Below are 14,720 nucleotides of genomic sequence, written 5' to 3'. Positions count from 1 at the left end.
TACGATTATTTACGAAATCATTTCTATAGGGTGTGAGATTATAAAAATTGCCATTCAGCGTCATTTAATTTAATAATTGGTAAAATTATCCTTTCACCAGCACCAAGCCATCCAATCAATTTGTGGAGAAACCCATGACCAGAGTAAATTTAGACTTACCTGAAGAAGTTTTCTCAGCCCGTCGTCTTCCCCCAGATGACTTTGTGCGTGATATGCGGCTGGCTGCTGCTATTTATTGGTATCAAAAGGGTGAAGTCTCCCAGGAAAAAGCTGCTCAAATTGCAGGTTTGAACCGCCGTGATTTTCTTGCAGCCCTTGCCCGTGAGCAAGTAGATGTGTTTGCTGTAGACTTTGATGACTTGCAACAAGAGTTAAACCGTGGCTGAATGTCCTGCAATCAACACCTCCCCACTGATTTTTTTGACTAAGGGTGGCTTTCTCCACCTATTGCAGATAGTCAGTCCAGAAATTATTGTTCCCCAGGCTGTAGCCCATGAAATTCAAGCATACGGACAGACGGATGTAACCGCAATGGCGTTAGCAACTACTTCTTGGCTGGTAGAGGTTGCTACACCATCTGTTCCCGCAATTATTCAAAGTTGGGATTTAGGCGCTGGTGAATCTGCTGTGTTAACTTGGGCTTATGTAAATACTGGTACAGAAGTAATTCTGGATGATTTAGCAGCCCGTCTTTGTGCAATAGCTTTAGGAATCCCGGTACGAGGAACTCTAGGTATAGTTCTTACTGCCAAACAACGGGGGGTAATTCCAGCAGCGCGTCCGGTTATAGAACAACTGCGTCTCTGTGGAATGTATCTATCTGACCAAGTGATCAATCAAGCATTGATATTAGTAGGAGAATAAACGATGGCAGCAATCAAACCTTGGGACAAAATTGACGGTTTAAGTCCCAGTGAAGACTTAAGGAAAGGAAACCCCTTGATACTTCCAAGTTTAATTAGCTGTAATTGACTGTTGTTCCCAAGGAGAACATGTTGAACGTCCTAAGAAATGCGTGTTACAGCCCTGGACTTTAAAAGTATAGGTAGTCCCCGAATAGACATTATTGACTCTAAAGTCTCCGCTTCCACCTCCAGGGCGTTTGATTTGAACCTCATCTTTACCGGGACGCGACCAACGCACATTGTAAGTATCGTAGTTTTCCTGGCCATTCCAATGAATGACTAAGCTATTACCGTCTTGATAGAGATTATCTATGCAAGGGCGATCGTAAGCACAACCTATATTGTCGTTACCAAAACCAGCCTGTACAACGGATATTGGAGTCAGAAGAAGTGTTAATGTACCCAACCCACCCAGAGTGGTGAGAGTTGCTAAGACTGTTCCTAAATATTTTTTGGACATGATTTATATCTACTTTAATTGAATAATGTTTGATGAATAGATGACTGAAATTACTTTTTTGGATCGCAATTAATTACACTGGTTATCAAAGCGGGATATGGGGTTGGTGCAAGATCTGAGTAATTCAGCCTTGATTGGAATTATGCATCGTAATTTTATGGCTGTCGATCCAGAAAATGTCAGGAGTTCAATAGAGTATTGAATCAGTAATGTTAGGTAAGCTAAATCCTTTTATGTTAACTATTTTGTCTAGATTGTTAACTGACGTAATATTTAAATTTAACCATGTATGGCTACTTATTTGATTAGATATTAGAGGTCGCAATTAAAAGTAGTCTGATCTGCAACTGACTTTTTATGACATTTACTGATATTTTATATAAAACTGGTTTTTTAGTTTAAAAATTCCCAATTTAAATACTGATTTTTTAGGTATAGACAGCTATTAAATGAGAACACATAATCTTAGTTAGTGATGAGAAAGCCCAAATTACTCAAACTTAAAATCACAACTTGTAAAAACAATAAATTGGAATAATTATGAAATTTAAATTGTTCAAAAAAATATTGAGTATTGCAACTTTAGGTTTGTCAGTCTGTGGGATTTTGCTGACATCATCTCCAGTTTATTCTCAAACCAAAAGTCAATTTACTTCCTTTAGTTCGTATAACTTTCCCGATCATTATATTCGCCACAAGAATTACTTGGGCTACATAGAGCCAATCAGTGACGAGCTGGGAAAGAAAGACGCAACCTACAGACTTATTCCAGGGTTAGCAAATAGCCAATGTAATTCATTTGAGTCCGTCAACTTTCCAGGTTACTTCTTGAGACACGAAAATTTTCGGCTGAAGTTGGCAAGAAGAATCAATCAGAAGCTTTTTAGGGAAGATGCTACGTTTTGCCATGTGCCTGGACTCTTTGATAATAATGCTTCTTCATTTGAATCCCTTAATTTTCCTGGACACTATATACGACACAAGAATTTTGAGTTGTGGATAGACGCCTCAGACGGTAGTGATCTGTTCAGAAAGGACGCGACGTTTAGTATTACCACACCTCTCTATCTCAAGTAGCGCAATATACCCATCATTCAAAGCTCCCTTGGCGAGAATTTTAAATAATGGTTAGTCAAAAAACGATTGAAATTGTCAAGGCAACTGCACCGATTATTAGAGAAAAAGGTGAAGAGATTACCAGGCGGATGTATGAAATTACCTTTGCAGATCGACCTGACTATAAACGCGGCTTTGAAAATACGTGGATGCAGCATCTAGACGGTGGTGAGCAAGCACACAAGTTAGCTGCGGCTGTTTATGCTTATGCTACTCATATTGACCGCCTAGATGAGTTGGCTATGGCAGTAGAACACATTGCCCATCGTCATGTAGAAACTCGCATACTGCCCGAACAGTATTCACTGATTGGCGAAAAGCTTTTGCAGGCAATGAAAGATGTTTTGCAAGATGCTGCAACTGATGAAGTTATTGCGGCGTGGGCTGAAGCTTATGCTGCTTTAGCAAACATTTTTATTCAAAAAGAAAAGGCTATTTATCAACAAGAAGATCGAGAACTAACTGAGCGATTAGCGAAAGCTAACAAACCTGAAACATCGAGTTAATTGAAGCCGCTTGAGTGGGTAGGTGCGATCGCACAGAACACCCAGCTTAGGCGATCGCCAAATCTCAACATGGTGAGCGACTCAGTTATGCTTTTAAACCAAGGTGATATATATGCTCAGACGTATTTTCCTTTCTATTTCGATATTAACTCTATCCGCGACTTCAGTCGGTTCTACCTTAATTAGCTACCAAGATCAAACTCAAGCTCAAGTCGCAAGACCATCAGGTATCATAACTCGACCTAATGTTGTGACAAAATGTTATATCTATAAGCTAAATCCAAATTTAGCCCAAATACAACAAAGCGTATACAACCAAGTTAATCAGTATCGAGCTTCTCAAGGTCTCGCGCCTCTAAAACTAGATGCTTGCATAAATCAGCAAGTGCAAGCATATGCTCAAGAAATGGCTAATGCAGGAAAAGCTCTCAAACATCAAGGAATTGAGCAGCGAGGGCAAGCATTGTCACAACTCTTCCCCCATAATAGTTATGCTTACTACGAAAATGAGTATACCTGCTTTGGTTGTGATAGCGATCCTGCAACACCAGCAGTTCAGTGGTGGCTGAATAGTCCCGATCATCGAAATAATATTTTGAGTCAAACTGAATTAACTGGAATAGGAGTTGCCGTGAATGACAAAGGCGAATACTATCTCGCGCAAATGTTTATTCATGCTCAGTAAGGCGTAGGTTGGATTAGGCGGATGATTGATATTTAATAATTAGGGGAAAAATTCGTTATGTCACCCAGAAGCTCACAGGTGTCAAAGCGCCGATTATTGCAGTTTGCTGGCAGTCTATTCATTGTCGAACTAATACGTCCACTTAGTAAGGTAAGTGCGAGTTTAATCGTCAACCAAGATCGACCATATTGGCGCTTCTGCAATAAATGCTACGTGATGTTTTACACTGATGCAAACTCCAATAGCTGTGCAGCTGGTGGAACTCACGTACCGCAAGGGTATGAATTCCGCCTACCATTTGGTAGTCCAGAAACATCAACCGCTCAACAAAATTGGCGTTGCTGCAAAAAATGCCAAGCGATGTTTTTTAACGGTTATTCAGGAAAAGGACGTTGTCCGGCGGGTGGAAGCCATGTGGCAGATAATACGTTTCTTTACGTGCTACCACACGATGTTCCAGGAACACCAACTGCACAAACGGATTGGAGATTTTGCAATAAATGCCAAGCAATGTTTTACGACGGATACCCTGAGAAAGGGCGTTGTGCAGCAGGTGGAAGTCATGTAGCACAAGGGTATAATTTCGTCCTGCCGCACTCACGTTAGGATGAGGAAAAATTCCTTTGTGTTCCAAAATACCTATGTAAAGGGATACGGAAGCTTGAGTACCGACGTGATTATACAAAACATAATTGCTGTCCGCTTAAGTGTCGGCTGTTAAACCTCAAACATGTGGAAGGAGTCAAAAGATGACATTATTTTCTAAGTTTTCTAGGGCTGCTGCTGTTGCTGCAATCTTGACTGCAACTCTAGCTACAGACACCGCACATGCTCAACAAAGTTATCCCATGACCTGTCGTGGTGGGGGTACACTGAGCATCAGAAATGATGGTGGAAATGGGGTGCGAATCAGATTCCAACCTGGAGATGGTGCTGCAACTCAAGGTTTGTCTCCTGGTCAGTGTACCTGGTCGGATCGAGCATTAAGACCAGGTGAACCAACTACAATCTGTGACAACAGTGCAAGTGCAGCTAAATATGTGAGTTTATTAGTTCAGTCAAATCAATACGCGATCGTGCAGGTTTATAATGACGGTCAGGGTTGTATGCAAGTGACCCGTGTTGGTCCTTAACTTTTTGCCACACCAATTTTTCACTTTGTATTGACTGGCTGTTAAGTTCTGGTAGTTCTTCCAAAGGCAAAAAGTGCTATATGACCGAACCAGAAAAAGAATCTGAAAAACAGCAAGGTATTAGCAAAGAAGCGTGGACTGCAATTAGTGCGATCGCAGTAGCGTTAATTGGCGGTATTGTTACTATATTCACCGTAATATACAACCAACCTTCGCCTAGTCCATCACCTTCTACTTCTTCTTCAGAACCTTCTACACTATCAAGTTCACCATCTGAAACTACTCCTTCACAATCTTCTACAACATCAAGTTCACCATCTGAAACTACTCCTGTCCCGACTGTTCCTCCATCTGCTTCTGCGTCGGCTCAAAAGTTGGCACAGGCTTTAGATACTGTCAACATAGATTTTAGTGAGCCTAAATTACGTGACTTCATACGAATATACTGAAAGCTGCTATGCTCACGGCTTACAACACACGTAACGGCAGTAATGCTCTGTCTTTTGGAGACATTGTGGAACCAAAACAGTGAGAAAGAGCAAAGTACTTGTGAGAAGAATGTGATCGCTACTGACTTAAATCTACCCTTACTCCTTAAGAAAGGCAGAAGTTAGCTGCGGCTGTTTATACCTAATCTTAATTAACGGTTAAGTTGGTGGTGCGTCGCTCCATAGAATAAGCGATCGCTTCCATATAAAAAATGCAGTAGCATCGCTGGAAATTTTATTTAAAAGGAAAATATTATGCCTAATGAGCTTTTTCGTCGTTTTTCGTTTAGCATCAAAGATTTATCCTGCGTCTAACGCAACCTACCCACTTAACCACAATTCCCAGAATTAATTAACAGTGCATAATTTATGAGTTTGACACATCCTCCAGAAAATACAATTGCTAGTTTACAGACAATCTTGGATGCCATAACAACAGCAAATTACGAACTTTTCCTGACAGTTGGAGATTCTGATTATAAGACAGGGATTAGCAAAGAAATGTTTGACTCGGTTAGCTCCCAACTATCACCACGTATGCTAGAGGGTTATAACATTACTTACTTCGGTAATCTCAAACAACACGAATATCAAATCTATCTGTGGAAACTTAGTTTCGCTGATGGTGGAGATGAATTTGTCGTCCGGATGGCAATGAATGAAGACAAAGTAAGTGGAATATTGATTACATAGGATAGAAACTGTCTATCACTACCCTTAAGATAAAAGGTCGGGTTAAGCGGATGATTGATACTTAATACAAATCAAAAAAATTGATTCCGCTACAGATTGTCATCGCTCCACTCAATCTACAAGGATAGGGCTGAAAAATATGGTTTAGATGTATATCTTTACCGTCGGGCATTTACAAATTTTTCTACCTAGAGTTCTTTGTCAAAACAGCAAATTCCAAGAGATATTATGCTCAGACGTATTTTACTTTTTGTTTTAATACTAACTCTATCTGCTACTACGATTGGTTCTACCCTCATCAGCCATCAGGATAAAGCTCAAGCTCAACATCTAGGTATACTTTCTGAGTGGGGCTTAGTCAATGTTATTAGTGTAGGTTGGGGCAGTATGGCAGTATACCATAGCGCTCCGCTCGTCAATCCCGATCACTGCTCAGTCACTAATGGTGGTTATACGACAAACTCAAATGATCCCAATCACAGCTTATTTCACACAATTCTCTTGAACGCATTTATGAATAAGAAGGAAGTTCAATTACTCATTCGGAGCTGTGTTAATGATAAGCCACAGATTATTGGAGTTAATATTCGCTGATTAGCAAGATAGCAAGAGTAGCTTGGGTTGACGCTGCGCTTACCCAACATAAGATATTGGAAACCTAAAATAGACTCGGTATTGGGTTGTGCGATCGCTCCAAGTTCCCTATCCTAAACGATAATAGCGAGATAGATATTTCCCAACGATTTGTTGCCTTACAATAAACACTAAACCAAGAAAATTGGGAAGCAGAAAATGAGTACCACAGATAATTCCCCAATAGACGATCACTCGTCAGCAGATTTAATATCTGTGACAGAGTTGCAGTGTCAACTTAATGATTTACTCAAGCAACTATCACCGGAACGCTTACAGGTACTTGTTGATTTTGCGGCTTACTTGGCAAATACTGAAAGCGAGGCTGCAACCCAAGAACTTGTAGCAATTCCTGGATTGTTAGAGCGAATTAAAAAAAACCAAGCAACCCCTAAAACCCAATACGCAAACTGGAGAACTCTTCGCTCCGATGTATGAAGTCCTGCTACATCCCGATGCTCAAGAAGTGTATGTCAACGCTGACAAAACCCTAGCGAAAAAAATCGCTCGATGTTTGGAACAGCTAGAACAAACTCCGCGTTCCCATCCAAATATTAAAGCTCTCAAAGGGGATTATGCAGGGTACTATCGCTACCGAATCGGGGATTATAGGGTTATCTACTCGATAAACGATGAGTTAGTACAGGTATTTGTTGCGGCGATCGCTCATCGTAGCGAAGCATACGAATCATGAATGATATTTTTCTATAAGTATTGCAGAGTACGTTTTTTATCTTGGCAGTACTGACGGCGTTGCTGTTGGTAATGCTGTGGAAATATCGAAAAGCGCTTCCAGTTACACCTTGATAGGTGTTTCTGGTAGTTTTTCCAAAAGCAACAAGTGCTATATGACCGAACCAGAAAAAGAATCTGAAAAACAGCAAGGTATTAGTAAACAAGCGTGGACTGCAATTAGTGCGATCGCAGTGGCGTTAATTGGCGGTATTGCTACTATATTCACTTCGGATAGGGGCTTTGCCTCTGTGAAAATATGGCGATCGCATAATTCATATTGTTCAGCAAAGCCCCCTGTTAAGATTATTTTTTGGGACAAGTCTAAAAGTTGCGCTCAAATCAATTTAGCCTCTTTGTCTTAGCCTCTTTGTCGATGGAAGAACCAGCGAATAAATAGCTTCTCGGCCTCAATCCATATAAAGATAATAGCACTGAAGCCAATACAAACCATCAGTTCTTGAAAAGTAATGTAGTGAGTACCGAAGAAGTTTCGGAGTGGTTCGATATAAATCAGCAACAGTTGTAAGATACTGGTTAAAATCACAGAAGCTAGGATAAAGGGGTTGGAGAAGGGATTGATCTGAATGAATAAACGAGTGTTGGAACGAATAGCAAGGGCATGTCCCATTTGAGCTAGACATAGGGTAGTGAACACCATTGTCTTCCAACGGTCTGGGTCAAGTGTTCCGCCTGCCGTGTTCTGCTGCGTAAAGTTGTATGCCCACGTCATCATTAAGATGGTTACGATGGCAAGGACACAACCAATGCGAATCATATAAGCTCCCAAACCTCGAGCAAAGATGTTTTCTTTGGGATCTTTGGGTGGCTGCTGCATGACAATTGGTCTACCTGGTTCCACTGCTAAAGCTAAGGCAGGAACACCATCCGTCACTAGGTTCATCCAGAGAATTTGTAATGGTGACATCGGCACACCACCTAATCCTAATAGGGGCGCAGCAGCAATAGTCAGTACTTCGCCAATGTTACTACCTAAAATGTAACGGATGAAGCGGCGAATGTTAATGTAAACAACACGCCCTTCTTCTATGGCTGATACAATTGTGGCAAAGTTGTCATCTAGAAGCACCATATCGCTGGCTTCTTTACTGACATCTGTACCTGTGATTCCCATTGCCACGCCAATATCTGCCTGCTTTAACGCTGGAGCATCATTGACTCCGTCTCCGGTCATTGCCACTACATTGTTACGATGTTGCAGTGCTTGGACTATCCGCAGCTTATGTTCTGGTGAGACACGAGCATAGACGCTCACCCGATCAACCTCTGCCTCCAAGTCTGCCATGCTGAGTTTTTCTAGTTCTTGTCCGGTAAGACATAAGTCGCCTACTTTCGCAATACCTAAGTCTTCAGCGATCGCCTGCGCTGTTAACTGGTGATCTCCAGTAATCATAACAGGGCGAATACCTGCTGCCCGGCATTTTGCTACTGCTTCTCTCACCTCAGGGCGGGGTGCATCTAGCATTCCTACTAATCCTAGCCATGTCAGTCCATTTTCGGAGACATCTTCAGAAGCTTCGGGCGGCAATTCTGTTAGGAGTTTGCTAGCAAATCCTAAAACTCGCAGACCTCGACTGGCAAGCTGATTATTTTGCTGGAGAATTTTTCGACGCTGTTCATCTGTGATCGGTTGCCAACGATTCCCCACTTGAATATGAGTACAACGTTCTAGGGTTAACTCTGGCGACCCCTTGGTAAACATGACGTAGGGTGCAAGGTGTAGATTATTGACTGGAGAAAGTAGTTCATTACTTCTGTGAGTCTCCACCATTACACTCATGCGCTTCCGTTCTGAGGAGAAAGGGAATTCTGCAACGCGAGGGAAATAAGCCTCTTGCTCATGCTTGCGCAACCCAGCTTTAGCTGCAACAGAAAGTAATGCGCCTTCTGTCGGATCTCCCAAAATTACCCACTCACCACTTTCTTTTTGCAAAATTGCATCATTACACAGCACACAGGCAAGCATGAGTGCCAAAAGTTCTGGTTGCTGTTGAGGTGAAATCATTTTAGATGGTTGGTTTACCATACCCATCTCGTAGAATTGACCTTCAGGACTGTAGCCTTCTCCTGTGATGCTGACAGAACTGCTAGATGTATGCAGTGCCTGCACTACCATTTTGTTTTGGGTCAGAGTTCCAGTTTTATCTGAGCAAATCGTCGTAACAGAACCAAGAGTTTCTACAGCAGGCAGTTTGCGAATGAGAGCGTTACGCCTGACCATGCGCTGGGTTCCTAGTGCCAAGGTAACGGTGATTACTGCTGGTAAACCTTCTGGAACAACGGCAACTGCCATGCTGAGGGAAACTTTTACTAATTCTTCAAACAGGGAGGGATTAAAAATAGTACCACCCACTATGACGATCGCCACTAGTATTAAGGCACCCATAACTAGGGTATTTCCCAGCTGGCTCATACGCTTTTGCAACGGGGTAGGTTCAGATTCCACTGATTGGAGTGCGGTGGCAATCTTGCCCAGTTCTGTTTGCATTCCAGTTTCAGTTACTAGAACTGTTGCCCGTCCCTGAACAACTTCTGTTCCTGAAAAGACGAGATTGATGCGATCGCCCAAGGGCGCATCTTTGGGTAACAGCACTTCTGCTTGTTTGTTGACTGCGTGTGCTTCCCCTGTGAGGGCTGCTTCTCGCACTTGCAAGTTCGCAGCATCTACCAAGCGTCCATCTGCTGCTACTTTGACTCCAGCTTCTAGCAGCATGATGTCTCCTGGTACCAGTTCTTTTGACTCTACTTCTATTGGCTTACCATCCCGGATGACTCGCACTTTTGATGAAGCTAGGTTTTTTAGTGCTGCTAAAGCTTTTTCGGCACCACTTTCTTGAATGTAACCTAGTACGCCATTCAAGATTACCACTACAAAAATTGCGACAGCATCCTTGGGAAACACGAACTTCCCAACTGTAAAAGATTCGCGAATATCCAAAATTGCAGAGATGATCGCAACTGCAATCAGCATCAGCAGCATGATGTTTTTGAACTGGTCCCAGAAGATTTCTAAGGGTGTACGCCCTCCTGTCTCTACCAATTCGTTAGCACCGTAATGCCGCTGTTTCTCTGTAATTTGTGTGGTTGTTAAACCAGAGGTGCGATCGCTGTTCAGCTTCAGGAGTGCTTGATTAACCTCCAAGGTATGCCAAGCCGGAGCTTCAGGCTTCGCAAAAGCTGAGTCTGATATGGTACTAGAAGACATGAATCGAAATTCCTAGTAATGCTGTTAGGGATAATTGCAATATTTAATAGTACTTATATTACTATACAGCACTATTAAATAGTATTTACTATAAGTTTAATTAATAACACTATTCAGTACTTTTAATCGATTAGTAATTACTAAAGTAAGCAGATAGCAGTTCAAAAGTACCGGTATGTGAAAAACAAGACCCTTGACTTTTCCAAAAATCCGGGATCTAGGCAAGCTGAATTGTTCACAACTCAAATGGATTCTTAAATTTATGGAAATAAATAATAGTATCTGTAAAGTATTTAAATACTATTAAATGGTATTAGGTATAATCTAAAATTATATCTACCAATAATAACTCTTACCTTAAGCGTATAGTAATCCCTAACCCTTACTCCCAGCAAAAAATGGTCAGCAATCCTTTCGTTCCGCGATATTTAGTAGGCAGGCAGGCAGAACTAGAGCAAGTCAGCACAATTCTTGCTCAGGATGGCGACCTAATGGTGGCAGGTATTCCAGGAAATGGGCGACGAGCGCTCATCTGGTGGGCTGCTCAACAGATAGGAGCTAGGGTTTTGGAAATTGACTGTCTGCGAGCAACAAATTCTTCTCGCTTTTTGGAACTGTTGGCAGAAGGACTGCTGCAAGTATTCTCAGATCCAGCTGAATTAGAACTCATCCAAAGATGGAGTACTGAACATCCGTTGATTCTGGAACAATATTTAACGCGACACACTCGCTTAGTATGGCACGTCCCGTCTAAGGATAATTGGGTTATCCTACAAGCTCTGTTGACCCTACCGCAAGTGATGGCAGAATGGCTTGATTGCCGAGTTGTGTTAGTATTTCAAAATTTTCCTCACATCCGCTCTTGGGATCGAACTCGTAAGTGGGAAGATTATTTACGCCAGGAAGTTGAGCGGCAAAACCGTGTTAGCTATGTCCTCATTGCTACAGTTCCAGAACCCTGGGTTTATGAAAGCAATTTGCATGTTGTTACCTTAGCACCTCTGGAGCGCAAAGACCTCCAGTCTTGGATTATAGATGCGATGGCAGCAGAAGGACTCAAGTTTGAAGCAGATAGTCAAGCACTTAATATGTTTCTTAACTACGTTCAAGGTCATCTGGGGGATGCGATAGCTCTTGCCCGGCGAATTTGGCTAGACTGTCGAGCTTTTGCAAGGATGAAAGATGAAGGCACTAAGAAAAATGCATCTGGAGTCATGAGTTCTGAACTGCAATCATCCTCAGTAGTTTATCCTTTTGAAGACGGATTAATTCAAACTCACCACGTCCACCGTAGTGCTTTAAGTTTAGTAGAAGATCTATCTCTAACTTTTGAGTCCTTAGTTTTACTGCTTCCACCTATTCAGGCTCGTGTTTTAGAAAGTCTAGCTCTTGACCCAACTGATAGCCCTCACTCACGCGAGTATATTGAGAAACACCAACTTTCTAGAGGAGGAGGTTTGCAAGGGGCGCTGGCTGGATTGGAACAAAAAGGACTTGTTTACGGTTCTAAATATGGCTATCGCATAGCAATGCCGCTGTTAGCATTCTGGCTGAAGCACCGTCTAGGTTAAATGATGATCAGGAAAAAGGGCATAATCGGAAACCCTACGATCGCACTCAAGCCATAGGCAAAAATGGTCAGAATGATTGAGCCAAGAATAGATATGCTCAGCGATAATAAAATATTGGGAAGCAACAACGCAAGTGTATGCATTAACCGATTGAACCGTTGAGTCCAACCACCGTTTCTAGGGGCAATGCTCAAGGAAGAGTACATAAGTACCTCAAATTTTATGTTTCAAGGGAATACATTACCATTAACATTACCTTACCACCAATTCAATGCAAGGATGATAGAACTTCTTATTAAAACTAGGCAATGGGATGAATTTTAGCTTATCGTTGCAATCAACTATTAGTATAGTAACGCACTATTAATTTTCTGAGTCAAGGAGTAATTTTTCTGCTACATTTCAATTAGTAGGACATCGCAAGTATTTGGAAAAATGAATTATGTTTAAGCAGATGAGAAATGCCGCAAGAATTATTGTTGGCTCGATATCCGCTGTTATTGGTATTGTTGGGATACTTCTGCCTTTGATTCCTGGTACTCCATTTCTTCTAGTAGCTGCCGCTTGCTTTTGTGCTCTAGAACCTTAATGTTTTAATTGACCAATTTTTTTCACGATTGGTCAATTTTTTTCAAATTTTAGCCAATTTCATTAGTTCCTCCTAACTCACATAGAATTACTTGAATATTTATCTTCTGGGTTAATTAACTCTACTTTATATCGGCTAGAGTTTTTCTAACACCTAACTTTCACATGGATTTCAGTAATTCTAGAGTGAAAGGTTAATATTTCAATGAGCAGAATCATTACATTTATAGGTAAAGCAGGGACAGGGCAGACAACGATAGCGATCGCCACTGCCAAATGGTTTTCTCAACAAGGAAAAGAAGTACTGTTTGTCACTCATAACCCTAGTCCCAATGCTGAAATTTTGTTGAAAACGCCGCTGACGCATATTCCCCAGGTTGTTGCTCCCAATCTCCAAGCTTTGCAGTTGCAAGCTACAACAATGCTGGATCAAACCTGGGAAGAAGTTAAGCAACTATTGTCCCTCTATATCCCCATACCTGACTCTGAAGAGATCTACTCAGGAGAGTTAATTTTGCTCCCTGGATTTGACAGCCTGCTGTATTTTAATGCTATGCGCCAATACTATCAGAGTGGCGATTATGAAGTCATAGTTTATGATAGTCGGGGAGACTTAGAAACGCTGCGGATGTTAGGCATACCAGGGATGTTGGACTGGTATTTTCAGCGTTTTGGGAAGATGTTTGAGGGATTTAGCTTACACAAAATTGCTGATTCTATTGGTGGACCAATTGCTTCTGCTATTGTTTCAGCAAATGTGGATGCTGCAAAAGTGCAACAAGGTTTAGAGCAAATCCGCAGTTGGATTGCTGAAGGTACTGCTGTTGTGGGAGATCCCAGGAAGCTGACATCCTATCTAGTGACTCATAATGAACCAGGAGCGATCGCTGAGACTCGATGGCTTTGGGGGAGCGCTCAGCAAATAAATCTGGTCGCCAATGGAGTTCTAGCTTATCAATACCAGGAAAGCGAAGATATCAGCGATTTACAGCAAGTCTTTGCTCCGTTGAGTGTTACTCCCATTCCAGCTTTAAAAGAGGATAATTGGAACCCTTTGCTGCAAGCCCTACCTGATTTTAACGACAATCATCAGGCTCCTTTGCCACTCAAAATAGATCTAGAATCTCGTCAATTATTTGTATTTTTACCGGGATTCACTAAAAAACAGGTTAAATTAACTCAACATGGTAATGAACTTACTGTTGAAGCAGGGGAGCAACGACGAAATATCTTTTTACCTCCAGATTTGCAAAAGTTAGCTATTCAATCAGGTAAATTTGAAGAACCATATTTGATAGTTACTTTTGAAGAGAAGCAACAACAGGGTAAGGTCATTCAATTTTAGATTTTGGATTTTGGATTTTGGATTGCTTACACAGATAAATTTAGAGACTTGTACCTTATTCAGCATTATCGGATTTGAGATTTTGAATTGATTCCATAACAGGTGAACGTATGGGTTGGTTAATCACATTAGTGACAGAAGCTATAACTGAATTTATTGTTCATGTCTTGGCAGAGTGGGTTAGGTCAGTGATTGTTGAAGTGATCGCCAGCTTCATGACAGAAATAGTAGTTGGCTTGATTGCTGAATGGGTTGCAGAAGCAGTAACTGCATTAGCCACAGAGTTAGCGGCATTTGTGAGGAGGAGTCTGGCTGTCTCTTAAATGTAAAACTTTTACTTGAAGTTAGATTACCTAATGGACAACTTTGATTTTTCTACTACAACCAGTTGGATTATCATGCTAGGTTTGCTAGGGGTTTCTCTATGGCGATTTTGGAAACGCAAATCCCGAACCCCTTAAGGAAATTCGTAGCCAATTTCCTTAACTCAAACCTTGCGCCAATGTCAGTAAGTCAACTTCTTTTTCAGTCTTCTTAAAGAAGACTTTTGCTATCAGCATATTTGACATTAGGTAACAATACACGTTGTGTAAGTTTTTTTCAATGCAAAGTTTTTTAAACTTTCGGTTTGATCAGCAT

At 41.4% G+C, this 14,720-nt stretch carries 20 protein-coding genes; 17 read left to right on the top strand and 3 right to left on the bottom strand.

Features of this window, described 5'->3' with window-relative positions; genetic code table 11:
• Positions 1-134 precede the first annotated feature (134 nt).
• A complete protein-coding gene (locus tag NIES592_RS23260; RefSeq protein WP_009454344.1) occupies positions 135-386 on the top strand; it encodes a UPF0175 family protein in 252 nt (83 codons plus the stop codon).
• Positions 379-864 carry a DUF3368 domain-containing protein gene (locus NIES592_RS23255; protein ID WP_073557045.1) on the top strand — a complete coding sequence of 162 codons (486 nt, stop codon included), beginning with the start codon at positions 379-381 and terminating at the stop codon, positions 862-864. The genes NIES592_RS23260 and NIES592_RS23255 overlap by 8 nt, the downstream gene beginning before the upstream one ends.
• 90 nt (positions 865-954) lie before the next feature.
• Here NIES592_RS23255 and NIES592_RS23250 read toward each other — a convergent pair whose 3' ends face one another.
• On the bottom strand, positions 955-1,365 hold the full coding sequence (locus NIES592_RS23250) for a fibronectin type III domain-containing protein (RefSeq protein ID WP_073557044.1): 411 nt from the start codon (positions 1,363-1,365) through the stop codon (positions 955-957).
• A 540-nt stretch (positions 1,366-1,905) separates the two neighbouring features.
• Here NIES592_RS23250 and NIES592_RS23245 point away from each other — a divergent pair.
• From NIES592_RS23245 to NIES592_RS24785, 11 genes are all read left to right on the top strand, one after another.
• Positions 1,906-2,442: an AbfB domain-containing protein gene (locus tag NIES592_RS23245; RefSeq protein ID WP_073557043.1), complete on the top strand. Its 537-nt coding sequence runs from the start codon at positions 1,906-1,908 to the stop codon at positions 2,440-2,442.
• A gap of 47 nt (positions 2,443-2,489) precedes the next feature.
• Positions 2,490-2,987 carry a globin domain-containing protein gene (locus tag NIES592_RS23240; protein WP_073557042.1) on the top strand — a complete coding sequence of 166 codons (498 nt, stop codon included), beginning with the start codon at positions 2,490-2,492 and terminating at the stop codon, positions 2,985-2,987.
• A gap of 112 nt (positions 2,988-3,099) precedes the next feature.
• Positions 3,100-3,672, top strand: coding sequence for a CAP domain-containing protein (locus NIES592_RS23235; RefSeq protein WP_062246213.1), 573 nt, complete (start codon positions 3,100-3,102; stop codon positions 3,670-3,672).
• Positions 3,673-3,729: 57 nt separating this feature from the next.
• A complete protein-coding gene (locus tag NIES592_RS23230; RefSeq protein WP_071588135.1) occupies positions 3,730-4,278 on the top strand; it encodes a hypothetical protein in 549 nt (182 codons plus the stop codon).
• A 143-nt stretch (positions 4,279-4,421) separates the two neighbouring features.
• The gene (locus NIES592_RS23225; RefSeq protein ID WP_073557041.1) at positions 4,422-4,805 is read left to right on the top strand and encodes a hypothetical protein; all 384 of its coding nucleotides are present in this window, start codon (positions 4,422-4,424) and stop codon (positions 4,803-4,805) included.
• Between the two features lie 80 nt (positions 4,806-4,885).
• Positions 4,886-5,254 (top strand): hypothetical protein, encoded by a 369-nt coding sequence (locus NIES592_RS23220; RefSeq protein ID WP_256678206.1) that lies wholly within the window; start codon positions 4,886-4,888, stop codon positions 5,252-5,254.
• Positions 5,255-5,662: 408 nt separating this feature from the next.
• Positions 5,663-5,986 (top strand): hypothetical protein, encoded by a 324-nt coding sequence (locus NIES592_RS23215; RefSeq protein WP_073557040.1) that lies wholly within the window; start codon positions 5,663-5,665, stop codon positions 5,984-5,986.
• A gap of 228 nt (positions 5,987-6,214) precedes the next feature.
• Positions 6,215-6,580 carry a hypothetical protein gene (locus NIES592_RS23210; RefSeq protein ID WP_073557039.1) on the top strand — a complete coding sequence of 122 codons (366 nt, stop codon included), beginning with the start codon at positions 6,215-6,217 and terminating at the stop codon, positions 6,578-6,580.
• A 198-nt stretch (positions 6,581-6,778) separates the two neighbouring features.
• A complete protein-coding gene (locus tag NIES592_RS23205) occupies positions 6,779-7,057 on the top strand; it encodes a hypothetical protein (protein ID WP_073557038.1) in 279 nt (92 codons plus the stop codon).
• Positions 7,050-7,313 (top strand): type II toxin-antitoxin system RelE family toxin, encoded by a 264-nt coding sequence (locus NIES592_RS23200; RefSeq protein WP_073557037.1) that lies wholly within the window; start codon positions 7,050-7,052, stop codon positions 7,311-7,313. Before NIES592_RS23205 ends, NIES592_RS23200 begins: the two co-directional genes overlap by 8 nt.
• Positions 7,314-7,467: 154 nt before the next feature.
• Positions 7,468-7,716: a hypothetical protein gene (locus NIES592_RS24785; protein ID WP_143168398.1), complete on the top strand. Its 249-nt coding sequence runs from the start codon at positions 7,468-7,470 to the stop codon at positions 7,714-7,716.
• Here the strand turns inward: NIES592_RS24785 and NIES592_RS23190 are convergent.
• Entirely contained in the window at positions 7,713-10,577 is a 2,865-nt protein-coding gene (locus tag NIES592_RS23190; RefSeq protein WP_073557036.1) for a cation-translocating P-type ATPase, read from the bottom strand. The genes NIES592_RS24785 and NIES592_RS23190 overlap by 4 nt on opposite strands.
• Before the next feature lie 398 nt (positions 10,578-10,975).
• Here NIES592_RS23190 and NIES592_RS23185 point away from each other — a divergent pair, with 398 nt between their 5' ends.
• Positions 10,976-12,148, top strand: a complete 1,173-nt coding sequence (locus NIES592_RS23185) for an ATP-binding protein (protein ID WP_073557035.1) — start codon at positions 10,976-10,978, stop codon at positions 12,146-12,148.
• Here NIES592_RS23185 and NIES592_RS25500 read toward each other — a convergent pair.
• The gene (locus tag NIES592_RS25500) at positions 12,145-12,354 is read right to left on the bottom strand and encodes a hypothetical protein (RefSeq protein ID WP_178379619.1); all 210 of its coding nucleotides are present in this window, start codon (positions 12,352-12,354) and stop codon (positions 12,145-12,147) included. The two genes, NIES592_RS23185 and NIES592_RS25500, sit on opposite strands and share 4 nt — an antisense overlap.
• A 236-nt stretch (positions 12,355-12,590) precedes the next feature.
• On the opposite strand from NIES592_RS25500, the gene NIES592_RS26350 reads away from it, so the two are divergent.
• The 3 genes from NIES592_RS26350 (at position 12,591) to NIES592_RS23165 (ending at position 14,404) form a co-directional block, all read left to right on the top strand.
• Positions 12,591-12,737 (top strand): DUF454 family protein, encoded by a 147-nt coding sequence (locus tag NIES592_RS26350; protein WP_071846734.1) that lies wholly within the window; start codon positions 12,591-12,593, stop codon positions 12,735-12,737.
• 204 nt (positions 12,738-12,941) lie between these two features.
• Positions 12,942-14,081 carry a Get3/ArsA fold putative tail anchor-mediating ATPase NosAFP gene (locus tag NIES592_RS23170; RefSeq protein WP_073557034.1) on the top strand — a complete coding sequence of 380 codons (1,140 nt, stop codon included), beginning with the start codon at positions 12,942-12,944 and terminating at the stop codon, positions 14,079-14,081.
• Between the two features lie 110 nt (positions 14,082-14,191).
• A complete protein-coding gene (locus tag NIES592_RS23165) occupies positions 14,192-14,404 on the top strand; it encodes a hypothetical protein (RefSeq protein ID WP_073557033.1) in 213 nt (70 codons plus the stop codon).
• The last annotated feature ends 316 nt before the right edge of the window (positions 14,405-14,720 follow it).

The organism is Fischerella major NIES-592 (assembly GCF_001904645.1).
In the GTDB taxonomy this organism is placed as follows: domain Bacteria; phylum Cyanobacteriota; class Cyanobacteriia; order Cyanobacteriales; family Nostocaceae; genus Fischerella; species Fischerella thermalis.
This window is presented reverse-complemented; position numbering and strand designations above follow the sequence as displayed.

What these genes read in the sequence shown, in the direction of transcription:
- NIES592_RS23170 (WP_073557034.1), top strand. Translation starts at nt 12,942, where the DNA reads ATGAGCAGAATCATTACATTTATAGGTAAAGCAGGGACAGGGCAGACA.
- NIES592_RS23225 (WP_073557041.1), top strand. Translation starts at nt 4,422, where the DNA reads ATGACATTATTTTCTAAGTTTTCTAGGGCTGCTGCTGTTGCTGCAATC.
- NIES592_RS23230 (WP_071588135.1), top strand. Translation starts at nt 3,730, where the DNA reads ATGTCACCCAGAAGCTCACAGGTGTCAAAGCGCCGATTATTGCAGTTT.
- NIES592_RS23190 (WP_073557036.1), bottom strand. Translation starts at nt 10,577, where the DNA reads ATGTCTTCTAGTACCATATCAGACTCAGCTTTTGCGAAGCCTGAAGCT.
- NIES592_RS23205 (WP_073557038.1), top strand. Translation starts at nt 6,779, where the DNA reads ATGAGTACCACAGATAATTCCCCAATAGACGATCACTCGTCAGCAGAT.
- NIES592_RS23240 (WP_073557042.1), top strand. Translation starts at nt 2,490, where the DNA reads ATGGTTAGTCAAAAAACGATTGAAATTGTCAAGGCAACTGCACCGATT.
- NIES592_RS23185 (WP_073557035.1), top strand. Translation starts at nt 10,976, where the DNA reads ATGGTCAGCAATCCTTTCGTTCCGCGATATTTAGTAGGCAGGCAGGCA.
- NIES592_RS25500 (WP_178379619.1), bottom strand. Translation starts at nt 12,354, where the DNA reads ATGTACTCTTCCTTGAGCATTGCCCCTAGAAACGGTGGTTGGACTCAA.
- NIES592_RS23215 (WP_073557040.1), top strand. Translation starts at nt 5,663, where the DNA reads ATGAGTTTGACACATCCTCCAGAAAATACAATTGCTAGTTTACAGACA.
- NIES592_RS23235 (WP_062246213.1), top strand. Translation starts at nt 3,100, where the DNA reads ATGCTCAGACGTATTTTCCTTTCTATTTCGATATTAACTCTATCCGCG.
- NIES592_RS23165 (WP_073557033.1), top strand. Translation starts at nt 14,192, where the DNA reads ATGGGTTGGTTAATCACATTAGTGACAGAAGCTATAACTGAATTTATT.
- NIES592_RS23210 (WP_073557039.1), top strand. Translation starts at nt 6,215, where the DNA reads ATGCTCAGACGTATTTTACTTTTTGTTTTAATACTAACTCTATCTGCT.
- NIES592_RS24785 (WP_143168398.1), top strand. Translation starts at nt 7,468, where the DNA reads ATGACCGAACCAGAAAAAGAATCTGAAAAACAGCAAGGTATTAGTAAA.
- NIES592_RS23245 (WP_073557043.1), top strand. Translation starts at nt 1,906, where the DNA reads ATGAAATTTAAATTGTTCAAAAAAATATTGAGTATTGCAACTTTAGGT.
- NIES592_RS23250 (WP_073557044.1), bottom strand. Translation starts at nt 1,365, where the DNA reads ATGTCCAAAAAATATTTAGGAACAGTCTTAGCAACTCTCACCACTCTG.
- NIES592_RS23260 (WP_009454344.1), top strand. Translation starts at nt 135, where the DNA reads ATGACCAGAGTAAATTTAGACTTACCTGAAGAAGTTTTCTCAGCCCGT.
- NIES592_RS26350 (WP_071846734.1), top strand. Translation starts at nt 12,591, where the DNA reads ATGTTTAAGCAGATGAGAAATGCCGCAAGAATTATTGTTGGCTCGATA.
- NIES592_RS23200 (WP_073557037.1), top strand. Translation starts at nt 7,050, where the DNA reads ATGTATGAAGTCCTGCTACATCCCGATGCTCAAGAAGTGTATGTCAAC.
- NIES592_RS23220 (WP_256678206.1), top strand. Translation starts at nt 4,886, where the DNA reads ATGACCGAACCAGAAAAAGAATCTGAAAAACAGCAAGGTATTAGCAAA.